A 12807-nucleotide genomic window follows, 5' to 3' on the forward strand; every position below is an offset into this window, starting at 1 on the left:
CTACAGCTTGCCCGCGGCCTCGGCGCGCAGGTCGCGGCGCAGTTCCTTGGGCAGCGAGAAGGTCAGGTGCTCCTCGGCGGTCTTGACCGTCTCGACGGTGTCGTAGCCGCGCGCGGCCAGCCACTCCAGCACGCCGTCGACCAGGATCTCCGGCACCGAGGCGCCGCTGGTCAGGCCGACCGTGGTGACGCCCTCCAGCCACTCCTCCCGGATCTCCTCGGCGAAGTCCACCAGGTGGGCGGCCTTGGCGCCGTACTCCAGGCCGACCTCGACCAGGCGGACGGAGTTGGAGGAGTTCTTCGAGCCGACCACGATCAGCAGGTCGGTCTCCTCGGCCAGCTGCTTGACGGCGACCTGGCGGTTCTGGGTGGCGTAGCAGATGTCGTCGCTGGGCGGGCTGACCAGCGCCGGGAAGCGCTTCTTCAGCTCGCCGACGGTGGCCATGGTCTCGTCCACGGACAGCGTGGTCTGGGACAGCCAGACGACCTTGGACTCGTCCCGGACCTTCACCTGCGCGACGTCCTCGGCGCCGTCCACCAGGTGGATGCGGTCCGGGGCCTCGCCCATGGTGCCGATGACCTCCTCGTGGCCCTCGTGGCCGACGAGCAGGATGTCGAAGCCCTCGTCGGCGAAGCGCACGGCCTCCTTGTGCACCTTGGTGACCAGCGGGCAGGTGGCGTCGATGGTGGCGAGCTTGCCGGCCTTCGCCTCGTCGTGGACGGACGGCGCGACACCGTGCGCGGAGAAGACCACGATCGAGCCCTCGGGCACCTCTTCCGTCTCGTCGACGAAGATCGCGCCCTGCTTCTCCAGGGTCTGCACCACGTACTTGTTGTGGACGATCTGCTTGCGGACGTAGATCGGGGCCCCGTACTGCTCCAGGGCCTTCTCGACGGCGATCACGGCGCGGTCGACGCCCGCGCAGTAGCCCCGGGGGGCGGCGAGCAGGACACGGCGCTGCGCGGAATTCGACATGGCTCCATCGTACGGGCGGCGGCGGGCCGCGCCGGTCGCGGCGCCGGGCGGCACCGACTGGCGGAACTTCCCGGGCGGAACCGGTCACCGGTGATCGAATCTGGTGTCCATGAGCGTGTCCACGAGCGCGACGAACGAGCAGCCGGGCCCGAGCGGCCTGCGCCGCAGCCTGGGCGTGCGCGACCTGATGGTCTACGGACTGCTGTTCATCGCCCCGATGGCCCCGGTCGGCGTGTTCGGCGTGCTGGACGCCCGGAGCCACGGCGCCGTCGCCGCGGTCTACCTGGCCGCGACGGTGGCGATGGGACTGACCGCCTACTCGTACGCGCAGATGGTGCGCGCGGTGCCGCAGACCGGCTCGGTGTTCGCCTACGCCCGGGCCGGGCTGGGCGAGGGGGCGGGCTTCCTCGCCGGGTGGATGACGACGCTCGACTACGTCCTGATCCCCGCGGTGGCCTACCTGTTCGCCGGGATCGCGCTGCACTCGCTGGTGCCGGACGTGTCGCGCTGGCTGTGGACGGCGCTCGCGGTGCTCGTCACCACGGCGCTCAACCTGGTCGGGGTGCGCACGGCGGCGGTGGTCGGCTTCGCGGTGCTGGCGCTGGAGATCGCGGTGCTGCTGGTGTTCACGGCCGCCGCCGTGGTGGCGCTGGCCCAGGGCGGCGCGCGGCGCGGCTGGGACACCCCGTTCACCGCGGTCGGCGGCTTCTCGCTCACCGCGGTGGTCTCGGCGGTGTCCGTCGCGGTGCTCTCCTACCTGGGCTTCGACGCGATCGCCACCTTCGTCGAGGAGGCGGTCGGCGCCTCGGCGGCGGTGGCGAAGGCGGTGCTGTGGTGCCTGGCGCTGGCCGGGGTGCTGTTCGTCGCGCAGACCTACCTGGCGGCAGTGCTGGCGCCGACGGCGCCGCAGCGGCTGGCCGCCGACCCCGCCGCGCAGGGCTCGGCCTTCTACGACACGGTGGAGAGCGGGATCGGGCACTGGCTGCACGTGCTGGTGGCGGCGAGCAAGGCGATCGGCGCGGCCTTCGCGGCGCTGGCCGGGCAGGCGGCGGCCGGGCGGCTGGTCTACGCGATGGCCCGGGACGGGCGGCTGCCGCGCGCGCTCGGCGCGGTCGACCCGGCCAGCGCGGTGCCGCGCCGGGCGCTGCTGGCGGCCGCGGCGGTCACCATGGCGGCGGCGGTCTGGGCGGCCGAGCGGGACGACGGGCTGGACCGGCTCACCTCGGTGGTGAACGTGGGCGCGCTGGCCGCCTTCGCGCTGCTGCACGCCTCGGTGGTCGGCTGGTACACGGTGCGGCACGGCTCCCGGGACCGGCTGCGGCACCTGGCCGTGCCGGTGCTGGGCATCGCGGTGATCGGCGCGGTCGTGTACGAGGCCTCGACCACGGCGCAGCTGGTCGGGCTGGCCTGGCTGGCGGTCGGCCTGGTGGTGCTCGGCGCCCAGGGGACGGGGCCGGTCGGCCGGCGGCGGTAGCGGCGCCAGCCGGGCGTCCCACCGGTGTCGGCGCGCGCCGCTAGCCTCGTACGCATGGCCAACTCCAGCTCCCCCGAAGCCCCGCTCCCGGTCGGCAAGGTCTCCGCGCTGATCGGCGGCTGGATCGACCGGCTCGGCGCGGTGTGGGTGGAGGGGCAGATCACCCAGCTCAGCCGGCGGCCCGGGGCGGGCGTGGTGTTCCTGACCCTGCGCGACCCGCAGGCGGACGTGTCGCTCACGGTGACCTGCTTCCGCTCGGTGTTCGACCAGGTCGCCGACGTCGTGCAGGAGGGCGCGCGGGTCGTCGTGCACGCCAAGCCGGAGTGGTACGCGGCGCGCGGGCAGCTGTCGCTGCGGGCCGCGGAGATCCGGCCGGTGGGCCTGGGCGAGCTGCTGGCCCGGCTGGAGCAGCTGAAGCGGCGGCTCGCCGCGGAGGGGCTGTTCGCGGAGGGGCGCAAGCAGCGGCTGCCGTTCCTGCCGCAGTGCGTCGGGCTGGTCACCGGGCGGGGCTCGGCGGCCGAGCGGGACGTGCTGGAGAACGCCCGGCGGCGCTGGCCGGCCGTCCGGTTCGAGGTGCGCAACGTCCCGGTGCAGGGGGTGAGCGCGGTGGAGCGGGTGAGCGCGGCCGTCCGGGAGCTGGACGAGCACCCCGAGGTGGACGTGATCATCGTGGCGCGGGGCGGCGGCAGCGTCGAGGACCTGCTGCCGTTCTCGGACGAGGGGCTGGTGCGGCTGGTCGCGGCCGCCCGTACGCCGGTGGTCAGCGCGATCGGGCACGAGCCGGACCAGCCGCTGCTGGACTTCGTCGCCGACCTGCGGGCCTCGACGCCGACCGATGCCGCCAAGCGGGTGGTCCCGGACGTCGGCGAGGAGCTGGCCAAGGTCCGCCAGCTGCGCGACCGCGCCCGCCGGCACGTGCGGGCCCGGGTCGAGCGCGAGCAGCACGGGCTGGACGGGCTGCGCAGCCGCCCGTCCGTGGCCGCCCCGCACCGGATGCTGGACGGGCGCCACCAGGAGGTCGAGGGCCTGCTGGAGCGGGCCCGGCGCACCCTGCGGCACCGGCTGGACCACGCGCAGAGCGACCTGGGGCACACCCTGGCCCGGGTGGTCGCGCTCTCCCCGGCGGCCACGCTGGAGCGCGGCTACGCGGTGCTGCAGCGGGCGGACGGCTCGGTGGTGACGGACCCGGCGCAGGTCGCGGCCGGGGAGGGGCTGCACGCCCGGGTGGCGGGCGGCGGCTTCGACGTGGCCGTGGCCGCGGCCGCCGACCGGGCCGCCAACCAGCGGGAGCGCTGAACAGGAACGCTCAGAAGGAGCGCTGGCGGGACAGCGCGATGGAGTGCTCGCCGAAGCCGAGGCTGCGGTAGAGCGCCTCGCCGCCGCTGGTGGCGTGCAGGTCGATCCGGCCGACCCGGCGGCCGTCGAACCAGTCCAGCAGCGCCTCGGTGCAGGCCCGGCCGTAGCCGCGCAGCCGGTGACCGGGGTCGGTGCAGATGTTGAAGACGAAGCCGAACCGCCCCTCCGGGTTGCCGGGCGCGGGCAGCCGCTCCTCCAGCGTGCCGACCGCGCAGGCGGCGAGCCGGCCGGGCCGCTCCGGGTCGTCGACCACGAAGGACGGCATGGTCAGCCGCTCGGCGGGGACGGCCAGGCGCTCGCGCAGGATCCGCTCGGCGGTGGCCTGCCAGGGCCCGGGCCCGGCCAGGGCGGCCATGCCGGGCATCGCCTCGAACATCAGGTTGCGCAGCCGCACCAGCTCGGCGGCGTCGGCGGGGACGGCGGGTCGGACCTCGGTCATGCGGCGGAGGCTAGCGCCCGGGCCGAGCGGGTGCACCCGAGTTTCGCGGCGCGGGCCCGCCGCGGTCGGCGCGCGGGCCGCCCCTGTCGGCGCCAGCCCCTACGCTGGCACGCATGGCAGAGCAGCAGGAGCAGCAGGGCGCGGCGGCGCCGACCCCGGACGACGCGCTGGGCTACGAGCACGCCCGGGACGCGCTGGTGGAGGTCGTCCGGCAGCTGGAGAACGGCGGGACGTCCCTTGAGGAGTCGCTGGCTCTGTGGGAGCGTGGCGAGCAGCTGGCGAAGGTCTGCCAGCGCTGGCTGGACGGCGCCCGGGCCCGCCTGGACGCCGCACTGGCCGCCGAGGAGGGCACAGAGCCGGGCGAGATGTGACGCGCGTCACACTCGCTTGGGGAATCGTTGAATCTTCACCTATGTTGGACGGTGTGATCGGCCTCGCCGGTCAACCCGTGACCACCCCTCCCGCATGAGGTGCAGAAGCATGACCACCGACGCCCTGGTTCTCGACGCCGCCGCCCAGGACCTGCTGTTCCGCGAGGCCCACACCGCCAACACCTTCACCGACGAGCCGGTCTCCGAGGAGCAGGTCAAGGCGATCTACGACCTGATCAAGTACGGCCCGACCGCCTTCAACCAGACGCCGCTGCGCATCGTCCTGGTCCGCTCGGCCGAGGGCCGCGAGCGCCTCGTCCAGCACATGTCGGACGGCAACAAGGCCAAGACCGCGGCCGCCCCGCTGGTCGCCATCCTCGCCGCGGACAACGAGTTCCACGAGGAGCTGCCGACCCTGTTCCCGCACTTCCCGCAGGCCAAGGACGTCTTCTTCTCGGAGCGCGCCGTCCGCGAGGGCGCCGCCGCGCTGAACGCCTCGCTGCAGGCCGCCTACTTCATCATCGGCATCCGCGCCGCCGGCCTGGCCGCCGGCCCGATGACCGGCTTCGACGCCGAGGGCATCAACAAGGAGTTCTTCGGCGACGGCGACCACTCGGTGCTGACCGTGGTCAACATCGGCAAGCCGGCCGAGGACGCCTTCTACCCGCGCTCCCCGCGCCTGTCCTACGACGAGGTCGTCACCACCGTCTGACGCGCCCCGCGCACGCGAAAGGGCCCGCACCGGTTCGTCCGGGTGCGGGCCCTTCGGCGTGCTCGGGAGCGCCGGGCCTACTTGAGCGCCTGCGCCAGGACGGCCAGCTCCTCGTAGGAGGCGGTGCCGGTGAGCACCGTCGCCCCGGTGCCGTCGTGGACGGCCAGCGCGCGGGCCTTCTCGCCCTGCACCCGGTCCCAGGTGCGGCCGGCCACCTGCTCGCTGCCGTCCGGCGTGCCGCCCGCGACCTTGTCGGCGAGCAGCGCGTCGCGCGGGACGTCGCTCTGCTCGACCGCCGCGTACTGGCCGGAGGGCGTCACGAAGCCCAGGTGCCAGGCGTTGCCCTTGCCGTTGCTGATCGCGGCCGGCTGGTAGCTGACGGAGGTGGCCCGCCACTGGTCGGGCAGCCCCTCCGGGGACAGCAGCTGGTACGGCGCGGCGCGCTTCGCCGAGGCCGCCTCCACCCGGTACTGGACCGGGTGCACCGGGTCCTTGCCCGCGTCGTGCGGCAGGAACAGGTACCCGACCCCGACGACGAAACCGACCGCCAGCATCGACAGGACCATGTCCCGCACGCTCTGCCGACCCCTCATGCCCTTGCTCTCTCCAGCCACCCCCACATGGTGACCCATCCCCACACCGGCGCCGCCACCAGGGGGTCCACGTCCGGGTGAAGGCGGACGAAGCGGCCGATTCCGCACCCCGAGGGGGACCCGCGCCACAGACAGTCATCTCGTGGGCAGATACGATCGCAGGACCCTCACCACGGCGTTCGACCAGGCAGTAGTCGGGCGCTCACTGGCCGTCGCGTACAGAGAGGTAACGACGATGACCACGCAGTACCCGCACCACCTTCCCAGTGCCCTGGAGGTCGCGCCGGAGGCTCCGGACCGCAACCTCGCGCTCGAACTCGTCCGCGTCACCGAGGCGGCCGCGATGGCCGCCGGCCGGTGGGTCGGCCGCGGCGACAAGAACGGAGCGGACGGCGCCGCCGTGAAGGCGATGCGCACGCTCGTCTCGACCGTCTCGATGAACGGCGTGGTCGTCATCGGCGAGGGCGAGAAGGACGAGGCGCCGATGCTCTACAACGGCGAGCGGGTCGGCGACGGCACCGGCGCCGAGTGCGACGTCGCGGTGGACCCGGTGGACGGCACCACGCTGACCGCCAAGGGCATGAACAACGCGGTGGCCGTGCTGGCCGTCGCCGACCGCGGCACCATGTTCGACCCCAGCGCCGTGTTCTACATGGACAAGCTGGTCGCCGGCCCGGAGGCCGCCGAGTTCGTCGACATCACCGCCCCGGCGGCCGTCAACATCCGCCGGGTCGCCAAGGCCAAGGGCAGCGCCGTCGAGGACGTCACCGTGGTCGTCCTCGACCGCCCGCGCCACGACGGCCTCGTCCGGGAGATCCGCGAGGCGGGCGCCCGGATCAAGTTCATCTCGGACGGCGACGTGGCGGGCGCCATCATGGCCGCCCGCGAGGGCACCGGCGTCGACCTGCTGATGGGCGTCGGCGGCACCCCCGAGGGCATCATCGCCGCCTGCGCGATGAAGTGCATGGGCGGCGTGATCCAGGGCCGGCTGTGGCCCAAGGACGACGCCGAGCGGCAGAAGGCCATCGACGCCGGCCACGACCTCGACCGGGTGCTCACCACCGACGACCTGGTCAGCGGCGAGAACGTGTTCTTCGTCGCCACCGGCATCACCGACGGCGAGCTGCTGCGCGGCGTGCACTACCGCTCCGAGACGGCCACCACCAGCTCGCTGGTGATGCGCTCCAAGAGCGGCACGATCCGCGAGATCCACTCCACCCACAAGCTGTCGAAGCTGCGGGCCTACAGCGCGATCGACTTCGACCGCGCCAACTGAGGCCCGGGAGGACGCGGTTCGCGGCCCCGGCGGAATCCCCCTCCGCCGGGGCCGCGGCACGTCCGCGGGTCGGGGCCGGGTCTCCGGCCCGGCCTCACCCGGCTATCCGGCTGCGCGCGGCCGCCGACACCCGGGCCGCCTCCCGCAGCTCCGCGTCCCGGCGGCGGCGCCGGGCCAGCACCACCCGCCGCTCGGCGGCCGTCAGCCCGCCCCACACGCCGTACGGCTCCGGCTGGGCCAGCGCGTGCTCGCGGCACTCCAGCAGCACCGGGCAGCGGGCACAGACCCGCTTGGCCTGCTCCTCCCGCGCCAGCCGCGCCGCCGTGGGCTCCTTCGACGGCGCGAAGAACAGCCCCACCTCGTCCCGGCGGCACGCCGCACCGGTGTGCCAGGGGTTGTCCTCGCCGGCCCCGGCACCCGCGGAGGCGCCCGCCGCACCGCCCGGCGACGACGGCTGGGGCGGGACCTCGCGGGGGCGCTCCAGCAGCCGCGCGGCGGTGACTGGCGAGGTGGTGCGGGACTCGATCGGATGCAGCACGGCCGTACTCCTGACGAGGCTCTCGGACACGGGGGCACGCTCCCCTGCCCGGCTGCGAGCCCCCGCTGTCCAACCCTCGGGTCGGCCGCCGGGCCGCCTCCGGTGCGCAGCCGTACGAGAAGCGATGTGCGGAAGGACCTACCCCGCCCGGCCCCGATTCATGCACCCTGCACGCAATCGGCTACGGAGTGCACCCACGGCAACGCCGAACGCCCGACCGGGAGTTGACCCCGGCCGGGCGCTGTTTCCAGCCAACATGCGCTATTCCGAGCCGAGTTGCTTGCGCACCCACTCGGTGATCTTCTTGCCGCGGCGCGGCTTGGCCTCGCAACCGCCGAACACCGCAACGCCCTTGACCCGGACCACCGGCGCGTACGGGTCCGCCGCGGTCTGCTCCTTGACGTCGAACCCGCCGAAGATGCCGACCCCGCCGCCGTGCAGGCTGACGTTCTCCGGCACCCGGATGTCGACCCCGCCGAACAGCGCCGTCACCTCGATCTCCACCTCGGGGGACTCGAACACCGCGTCGGTGAGGTCGATCTCCACCCCGCCGAACGCCGCGAACGCCCGCAGGTGCGAGCCCACCCGCCAGCGGCCCTTGCGGGACGCGCCGCCGAAGATCGCCACCATCGACGGCGCCTCGTGGCGCGCGGGCGGCAGCCGGGGCCCCGGGCGGGGCGCCGACGCCGGGGCGGCCTGCTTCTCGAAGGAGAGCGGCCGGTGGGTGGGCAGGTCCCGGGTGAGCGGCGCCAGCTCGCCGAAGGTCTTGGCGCGGTACGCGGCCTCGATCCGCTCCGCGTGCTCCTCGGCGTCCAGCCGGCCCTCGGCGTAGGCGTCCCGCAGCAGTTCGGCGACCCGCTCGCGGTCGGCGTCGGAGACCCGCAGGTCCGCCTCCGCCACCGGGGCGTGCGGAGCCGGGGTCTGCGGGGCCGGGGTCTGCGGGGCCGGGGTCTGCGGGAGCGGCGGCTCGGGCCGGGATTCGGGCTTGGTCAGCGGTACGGGCGCCGGCACCGACGGCTGCCCCGGATCGTCCTGCGGCGGCGAGTTGTCCACGGGCCAAGCCTAGTCGCTCGCACTCCTGCCCGAGTGAGCCCGGTCACGCAAGGCCGACCTGTCCGCATGCGCGCGAACGACGGGTCCTACCCTGGATGGTGCTTCGCCGACGCAGCCGGATCACTGGAAACCTAAGGACCGCCCCCATGGCTCCCACGCCAGACTTCGAGTACAGCGACCTGCTCCCCCTGGGCGCTGACCCGACCCCGTACCGCAAGCTCACCTCCGAAGGCGTCTCCACCTTCGAGGCCGGCGGCCGCACCTTCCTCCAGGTCGAGCCCGAGGCGCTGCGCCTGCTCACCGCCGAGGCGATGCACGACATCTCGCACTACCTGCGCCCCGCCCACCTCGCCCAGCTGCGCCGCATCCTGGACGACCCGGAGGCCAGTCCCAACGACCGCTTCGTCGCGCTCGACCTGCTGAAGAACGTCAACATCTCGGCCGGCGGCATCCTCCCGATGTGCCAGGACACCGGCACCGCGATCGTGATGGGCAAGCGCGGCCAGAACGTGCTCACCTCCGGTGCGGACGAGGCGTCGATCGCGCGCGGCGTGTACGACGCGTACACCAAGCTCAACCTGCGCTACTCCCAGATGGCCCCGGTGACCATGTGGGACGAGAAGAACACCGGCAACAACCTGCCGGCCCAGATCGAGCTGTACGCCACCGACGGCGACGCCTACAAGTTCCTGTTCATGGCCAAGGGCGGCGGCTCCGCCAACAAGTCGTACCTGTACCAGGAGACCAAGGCCATCCTGAACGAGGCGAGCATGCTCTCGTTCCTGGAGCAGAAGATCCGCTCCCTCGGCACCGCCGCCTGCCCGCCGTACCACCTGGCCATCGTGATCGGCGGCACCAGCGCCGAGTACGCCCTCAAGACCGCCAAGTACGCCTCCGCGCACTACCTGGACAACCTGCCGACCTCGGGCGACGCCAAGACCGGCCACGGCTTCCGCGACCTGGAGCTGGAGGCCAAGGTCACCGAGCTGACCCAGAAGATCGGCATCGGCGCCCAGTTCGGCGGCAAGTACTTCTGCCACGACGTCCGCGTCGTCCGGCTGCCGCGCCACGGCGCCTCGCTGCCGGTCGCCATGGCCGTCTCCTGCTCCGCCGACCGCCAGGCGCTCGGCAAGATCACCGCCGAGGGCGTCTTCCTGGAGCAACTGGAGACCGACCCGGCCAAGTACCTGCCGGACACCACCGACGAACACCTCGACGACGACGTGGTGCGCATCGACCTCGACCAGCCGATGTCCGCGATCCGCGCCGAGCTGTCCAAGTACCCGGTCAAGACCCGGCTCTCGCTCACCGGCACCCTGGTCGTCGCCCGCGACATCGCCCACGCCAAGATCAAGGAGCGCCTGGACGCCGGCGAGGGCATGCCCAAGTACCTCCAGGACCACCCGGTCTACTACGCGGGCCCGGCCAAGACCCCCGAGGGCTACGCCTCCGGTTCCTTCGGCCCCACCACGGCCGGCCGGATGGACTCCTACGTCGACCAGTTCCAGGCCGCCGGCGGCTCCATGGTCATGCTCGCCAAGGGCAACCGCAGCAAGCAGGTCACCGATGCCTGCGCCCAGCACGGCGGCTTCTACCTCGGCTCCATCGGCGGCCCGGCCGCCCGCCTCGCCCAGGACTGCATCAAGAAGGTCGAGGTCCTGGAGTACGCCGAGCTCGGCATGGAGGCCGTCTGGCGCATCGAGGTCGAGGACTTCCCGGCCTTCATCGTCGTCGACGACAAGGGCAACGACTTCTTCCGCGAGACCACCGAGGGCCCGCTGATCACCAACCTGCGCGTCCGCTCCAAGGAGTAACCCGCACGCCCCACGCGCCCCACGACCGCCCCGGCCGCCCCTGCGGCCGGGGCGGTTCCTCGTCTCGAGGACGCCGCTCGTGGGTAATGTGGATAAAGCAGGTGGATCACCCACATCACCCATGGAGGTGCCTGATGAGCATGACCAATGTCGATGTCGATGACGCCGTCCTGGCGGAGGCCATGCGGTTGATGGGGGCGACGACGAAGAAGGACACCATCAACAATGCCCTCGCCGACTACGTCAACCGCCTGAAGAGACTGGAAGCCCTGGAGAAGCTGTCCCGCCGAGCCGCCGCCGGCGAGTTCGAGCCGACGATGCGGGTGTACGAGGCCCGCAAGCGGGCACAGCGCGAGGAAGCCGAATGATCGACAGCTTCCTGATCGACACCTCGGCCTACGTCCGGCTGATGTCGGATCGAGGGCTTCGGTCGCAGTGGCGGGGGCACATCGAGTCCGGTCTGATCAGGATCAGCAAGTCGACCCGCACCGAGATCCTCTTCTCCGCCAGGAACTCGGCCCACCGGGACGACTTGGAGGACGAGCTGGCGGCGCTGTTCGGCCCGGCCGTCAGCGTTCCGAAGGCGATCTGGGACTGGATCGACACCGCTCAGTACAAGCTCACCCAGAAAGGCCAGCACCGTGCGGCCGGGCTGGCCGACCTGCTCCTGGCCGGAACCGCCGTCCACCACGACATGACCGTGCTTCACCTCGACGACGACTTCGCCACCGTGGCCCGGGTGGTCACCGAATTCCGAGAACGAGATATCCGCCGGTCGACCGCAGGCTGACCGGCGCCGCAGCACTCAGGCGTCGAAGTCGTACTCCAGGACGTAGGAGGCGGCGTCGAGGATCATCTCGTTGAGCTCGACGACCTGGCCCTCGTCGGCGAAGGCGGTGCGGCAGATCAGGATGACCGGGGTGCCGGCGGACAGGTCGAGGCGGGCGGACTCCTCCGCGCTGGGCATCCGGGAGCGGACCTCCTCGCGGAAGTGGACGGGCTTCGCGCCGATCTCCGCCAGCCGGGCGTAGGTGCCGCCCGGGCCGGTGTCCTCGCGGGTGATCGCCGTCCCGGCGACCAGCAGGGCCGGCAGGTACGAGGTGGAGAGCAGCACCGGCTTGCCGTCCAGCACGAAGCGGCGGTGCCGCACGCACATCGGCGCGCCCGGGTCCACCCCCAGCACGCGTGCCACGTGTTCGGGCGCGCCGCGCTCGGTGACGGACACCTGGTCGACCACCAGGGTGCGGTTGTCGATGTCCGCCGACCATATCGACCGCCCCGACCCCCACTGCCCCTGCGCCAGCCGCTGGATGCCGCGCCGGCGCAGCGGCCGGAAGTCCCGGACGAACACCCCGGCCCCGCGCCGCGCCTCGGCGATGCCCTCGCTCTGCAGCACGCCGAGCGCCTGCCGGGCGGTCATCCGGGCGACGCCGTACTCGTCCATGAGGTCGTTCTCGCCGGGGAGGCGGTCCCCCGCGCGGTAGCGGCCGGCGTCGATCGCCGCCTTCAGCGTGTCGGCGATCCGCTGGTACTTGGGCTGTTTCTCGCCGCTGCTGCCGCTCATCGCCGCTCCCTCTCCCTCGGGTGAATCCTAGGCGCGCCTCCGGTCGCTTGATAAGGAGATACGACCGTTGACATCTCTAGAGATATTAGCTTCTCTAGAGATGCTGGGTAGTCGCCGAGCAGCAGGCACGCACACGCACGGACAGCGACCAGGACGCGCCCCCACCGGCCGCGCGCCCGCACCAGAGCAAGGAGCAGCGCGATGAGCACCCGTCAGCGCAACGCCCCGGCCTACCGGCCGCAGGTGGGTGAACTCGTCCTCGACCGGCGATCCGGTCGCACCGGCATCTACATGGACACCATCGGCGGCGAGCACTACCTCCGCCCCGAGGGCGGCGGCCGCGAATGGGCCGTCGAACCGGACCACGTCTCCCCGGCGGGCGGGCCGCAGGGCTCAACCGAATGAGATCAATCCGGTAATCTGGCAAAAACCAGGCAAACTACAGCATTTCGGGCTGATCAATCGCCCGATGAATCCGGAATTCCGGAACGATCCACCGACACCGCCGGGCACGTTACGGATAACCACGGTCACCATGCGTGCACCGCGGACGGGATTCGGCCACCCGGCGGGCACGCCCCGGGCACGCTTTCTCCGAATTGGCGCGGCCATTACGAAAGCGCCCCCGCGCCCGGACGGGGG

General features: G+C 72.6%; 15 protein-coding genes. 9 read left to right on the forward strand and 6 right to left on the reverse strand.

The window, feature by feature from the left end:
- Positions 1-975, reverse strand: a complete 975-nt coding sequence (locus tag AB2U05_RS12575) for a 4-hydroxy-3-methylbut-2-enyl diphosphate reductase (RefSeq protein WP_045697667.1) — start codon at positions 973-975, stop codon at positions 1-3.
- Between the two features lie 109 nt (positions 976-1084).
- Here AB2U05_RS12575 and AB2U05_RS12580 point away from each other — a divergent pair, with 109 nt between their 5' ends.
- Together AB2U05_RS12580 and xseA are read left to right on the forward strand one after the other, a co-directional pair.
- Positions 1085-2449 carry an APC family permease gene (locus AB2U05_RS12580; RefSeq protein ID WP_369183231.1) on the forward strand — a complete coding sequence of 455 codons (1365 nt, stop codon included), beginning with the start codon at positions 1085-1087 and terminating at the stop codon, positions 2447-2449.
- A 54-nt stretch (positions 2450-2503) separates the two neighbouring features.
- On the forward strand, positions 2504-3745 hold the full coding sequence (gene xseA / locus AB2U05_RS12585) for an exodeoxyribonuclease VII large subunit (RefSeq protein WP_045697671.1): 1242 nt from the start codon (positions 2504-2506) through the stop codon (positions 3743-3745).
- 10 nt (positions 3746-3755) lie between these two features.
- Here xseA and AB2U05_RS12590 read toward each other — a convergent pair whose 3' ends face one another.
- Positions 3756-4244 carry a GNAT family N-acetyltransferase gene (locus tag AB2U05_RS12590; protein ID WP_045697673.1) on the reverse strand — a complete coding sequence of 163 codons (489 nt, stop codon included), beginning with the start codon at positions 4242-4244 and terminating at the stop codon, positions 3756-3758.
- 113 nt (positions 4245-4357) lie between these two features.
- On the opposite strand from AB2U05_RS12590, the gene AB2U05_RS12595 reads away from it, so the two are divergent.
- Both AB2U05_RS12595 and AB2U05_RS12600 read left to right on the forward strand, forming a co-directional pair.
- Positions 4358-4615, forward strand: a complete 258-nt coding sequence (locus AB2U05_RS12595; protein WP_369183232.1) for an exodeoxyribonuclease VII small subunit — start codon at positions 4358-4360, stop codon at positions 4613-4615.
- A 109-nt stretch (positions 4616-4724) separates the two neighbouring features.
- On the forward strand, positions 4725-5327 hold the full coding sequence (locus tag AB2U05_RS12600; RefSeq protein ID WP_045697677.1) for a malonic semialdehyde reductase: 603 nt from the start codon (positions 4725-4727) through the stop codon (positions 5325-5327).
- Between the two features lie 77 nt (positions 5328-5404).
- Here the strand turns inward: AB2U05_RS12600 and AB2U05_RS12605 are convergent, their stop codons facing one another.
- The gene (locus AB2U05_RS12605; protein WP_045697678.1) at positions 5405-5920 is read right to left on the reverse strand and encodes a DUF4245 domain-containing protein; all 516 of its coding nucleotides are present in this window, start codon (positions 5918-5920) and stop codon (positions 5405-5407) included.
- Between the two features lie 235 nt (positions 5921-6155).
- Here AB2U05_RS12605 and glpX point away from each other — a divergent pair, with 235 nt between their 5' ends.
- Complete coding sequence (glpX, locus tag AB2U05_RS12610; RefSeq protein WP_045697680.1) at positions 6156-7196, forward strand: class II fructose-bisphosphatase; 1041 nt, start codon at positions 6156-6158, stop codon at positions 7194-7196.
- A gap of 94 nt (positions 7197-7290) precedes the next feature.
- Here the strand turns inward: glpX and AB2U05_RS12615 are convergent, their stop codons facing one another.
- Together AB2U05_RS12615 and AB2U05_RS12620 are read right to left on the reverse strand one after the other, a co-directional pair.
- A complete protein-coding gene (locus AB2U05_RS12615) occupies positions 7291-7734 on the reverse strand; it encodes a WhiB family transcriptional regulator (RefSeq protein WP_369183233.1) in 444 nt (147 codons plus the stop codon).
- Positions 7735-7995: 261 nt separating this feature from the next.
- Positions 7996-8787: a DUF1707 domain-containing protein gene (locus AB2U05_RS12620; RefSeq protein WP_369183234.1), complete on the reverse strand. Its 792-nt coding sequence runs from the start codon at positions 8785-8787 to the stop codon at positions 7996-7998.
- Between the two features lie 146 nt (positions 8788-8933).
- Here AB2U05_RS12620 and AB2U05_RS12625 point away from each other — a divergent pair, with 146 nt between their 5' ends.
- From AB2U05_RS12625 to AB2U05_RS12635, 3 genes are all read left to right on the forward strand, one after another.
- Positions 8934-10601: a fumarate hydratase gene (locus tag AB2U05_RS12625; RefSeq protein ID WP_045709367.1), complete on the forward strand. Its 1668-nt coding sequence runs from the start codon at positions 8934-8936 to the stop codon at positions 10599-10601.
- A 134-nt stretch (positions 10602-10735) separates the two neighbouring features.
- Positions 10736-10969: a type II toxin-antitoxin system VapB family antitoxin gene (locus AB2U05_RS12630; RefSeq protein WP_369183235.1), complete on the forward strand. Its 234-nt coding sequence runs from the start codon at positions 10736-10738 to the stop codon at positions 10967-10969.
- Positions 10966-11391: a PIN domain-containing protein gene (locus AB2U05_RS12635; protein WP_369183236.1), complete on the forward strand. Its 426-nt coding sequence runs from the start codon at positions 10966-10968 to the stop codon at positions 11389-11391. The genes AB2U05_RS12630 and AB2U05_RS12635 overlap by 4 nt, the downstream gene beginning before the upstream one ends.
- Positions 11392-11406: 15 nt before the next feature.
- On the opposite strand, the gene AB2U05_RS12640 is transcribed toward AB2U05_RS12635, so the two are convergent.
- Positions 11407-12165, reverse strand: coding sequence for a GntR family transcriptional regulator (locus tag AB2U05_RS12640; RefSeq protein ID WP_045709366.1), 759 nt, complete (start codon positions 12163-12165; stop codon positions 11407-11409).
- Positions 12166-12366: 201 nt separating this feature from the next.
- Between AB2U05_RS12640 and AB2U05_RS12645 the strand changes: the two genes are divergently transcribed.
- Positions 12367-12570 (forward strand): hypothetical protein, encoded by a 204-nt coding sequence (locus tag AB2U05_RS12645; RefSeq protein WP_045697688.1) that lies wholly within the window; start codon positions 12367-12369, stop codon positions 12568-12570.
- The last annotated feature ends 237 nt before the right edge of the window (positions 12571-12807 follow it).

The organism is Streptomyces sp. Y1 (assembly GCF_041053115.1).
GTDB classification, from domain to species: domain Bacteria; phylum Actinomycetota; class Actinomycetes; order Streptomycetales; family Streptomycetaceae; genus Kitasatospora; species Kitasatospora rubellomurina.

What these genes read in the sequence shown, in the direction of transcription:
- AB2U05_RS12605 (WP_045697678.1), bottom strand. Translation starts at nt 5,920, where the DNA reads ATGAGGGGTCGGCAGAGCGTGCGGGACATGGTCCTGTCGATGCTGGCG.
- AB2U05_RS12645 (WP_045697688.1), top strand. Translation starts at nt 12,367, where the DNA reads ATGAGCACCCGTCAGCGCAACGCCCCGGCCTACCGGCCGCAGGTGGGT.
- AB2U05_RS12640 (WP_045709366.1), bottom strand. Translation starts at nt 12,165, where the DNA reads ATGAGCGGCAGCAGCGGCGAGAAACAGCCCAAGTACCAGCGGATCGCC.
- AB2U05_RS12635 (WP_369183236.1), top strand. Translation starts at nt 10,966, where the DNA reads ATGATCGACAGCTTCCTGATCGACACCTCGGCCTACGTCCGGCTGATG.
- glpX (WP_045697680.1), top strand. Translation starts at nt 6,156, where the DNA reads ATGACCACGCAGTACCCGCACCACCTTCCCAGTGCCCTGGAGGTCGCG.
- xseA (WP_045697671.1), top strand. Translation starts at nt 2,504, where the DNA reads ATGGCCAACTCCAGCTCCCCCGAAGCCCCGCTCCCGGTCGGCAAGGTC.
- AB2U05_RS12625 (WP_045709367.1), top strand. Translation starts at nt 8,934, where the DNA reads ATGGCTCCCACGCCAGACTTCGAGTACAGCGACCTGCTCCCCCTGGGC.
- AB2U05_RS12630 (WP_369183235.1), top strand. Translation starts at nt 10,736, where the DNA reads ATGAGCATGACCAATGTCGATGTCGATGACGCCGTCCTGGCGGAGGCC.
- AB2U05_RS12590 (WP_045697673.1), bottom strand. Translation starts at nt 4,244, where the DNA reads ATGACCGAGGTCCGACCCGCCGTCCCCGCCGACGCCGCCGAGCTGGTG.
- AB2U05_RS12575 (WP_045697667.1), bottom strand. Translation starts at nt 975, where the DNA reads ATGTCGAATTCCGCGCAGCGCCGTGTCCTGCTCGCCGCCCCCCGGGGC.
- AB2U05_RS12580 (WP_369183231.1), top strand. Translation starts at nt 1,085, where the DNA reads ATGAGCGTGTCCACGAGCGCGACGAACGAGCAGCCGGGCCCGAGCGGC.
- AB2U05_RS12595 (WP_369183232.1), top strand. Translation starts at nt 4,358, where the DNA reads ATGGCAGAGCAGCAGGAGCAGCAGGGCGCGGCGGCGCCGACCCCGGAC.
- AB2U05_RS12600 (WP_045697677.1), top strand. Translation starts at nt 4,725, where the DNA reads ATGACCACCGACGCCCTGGTTCTCGACGCCGCCGCCCAGGACCTGCTG.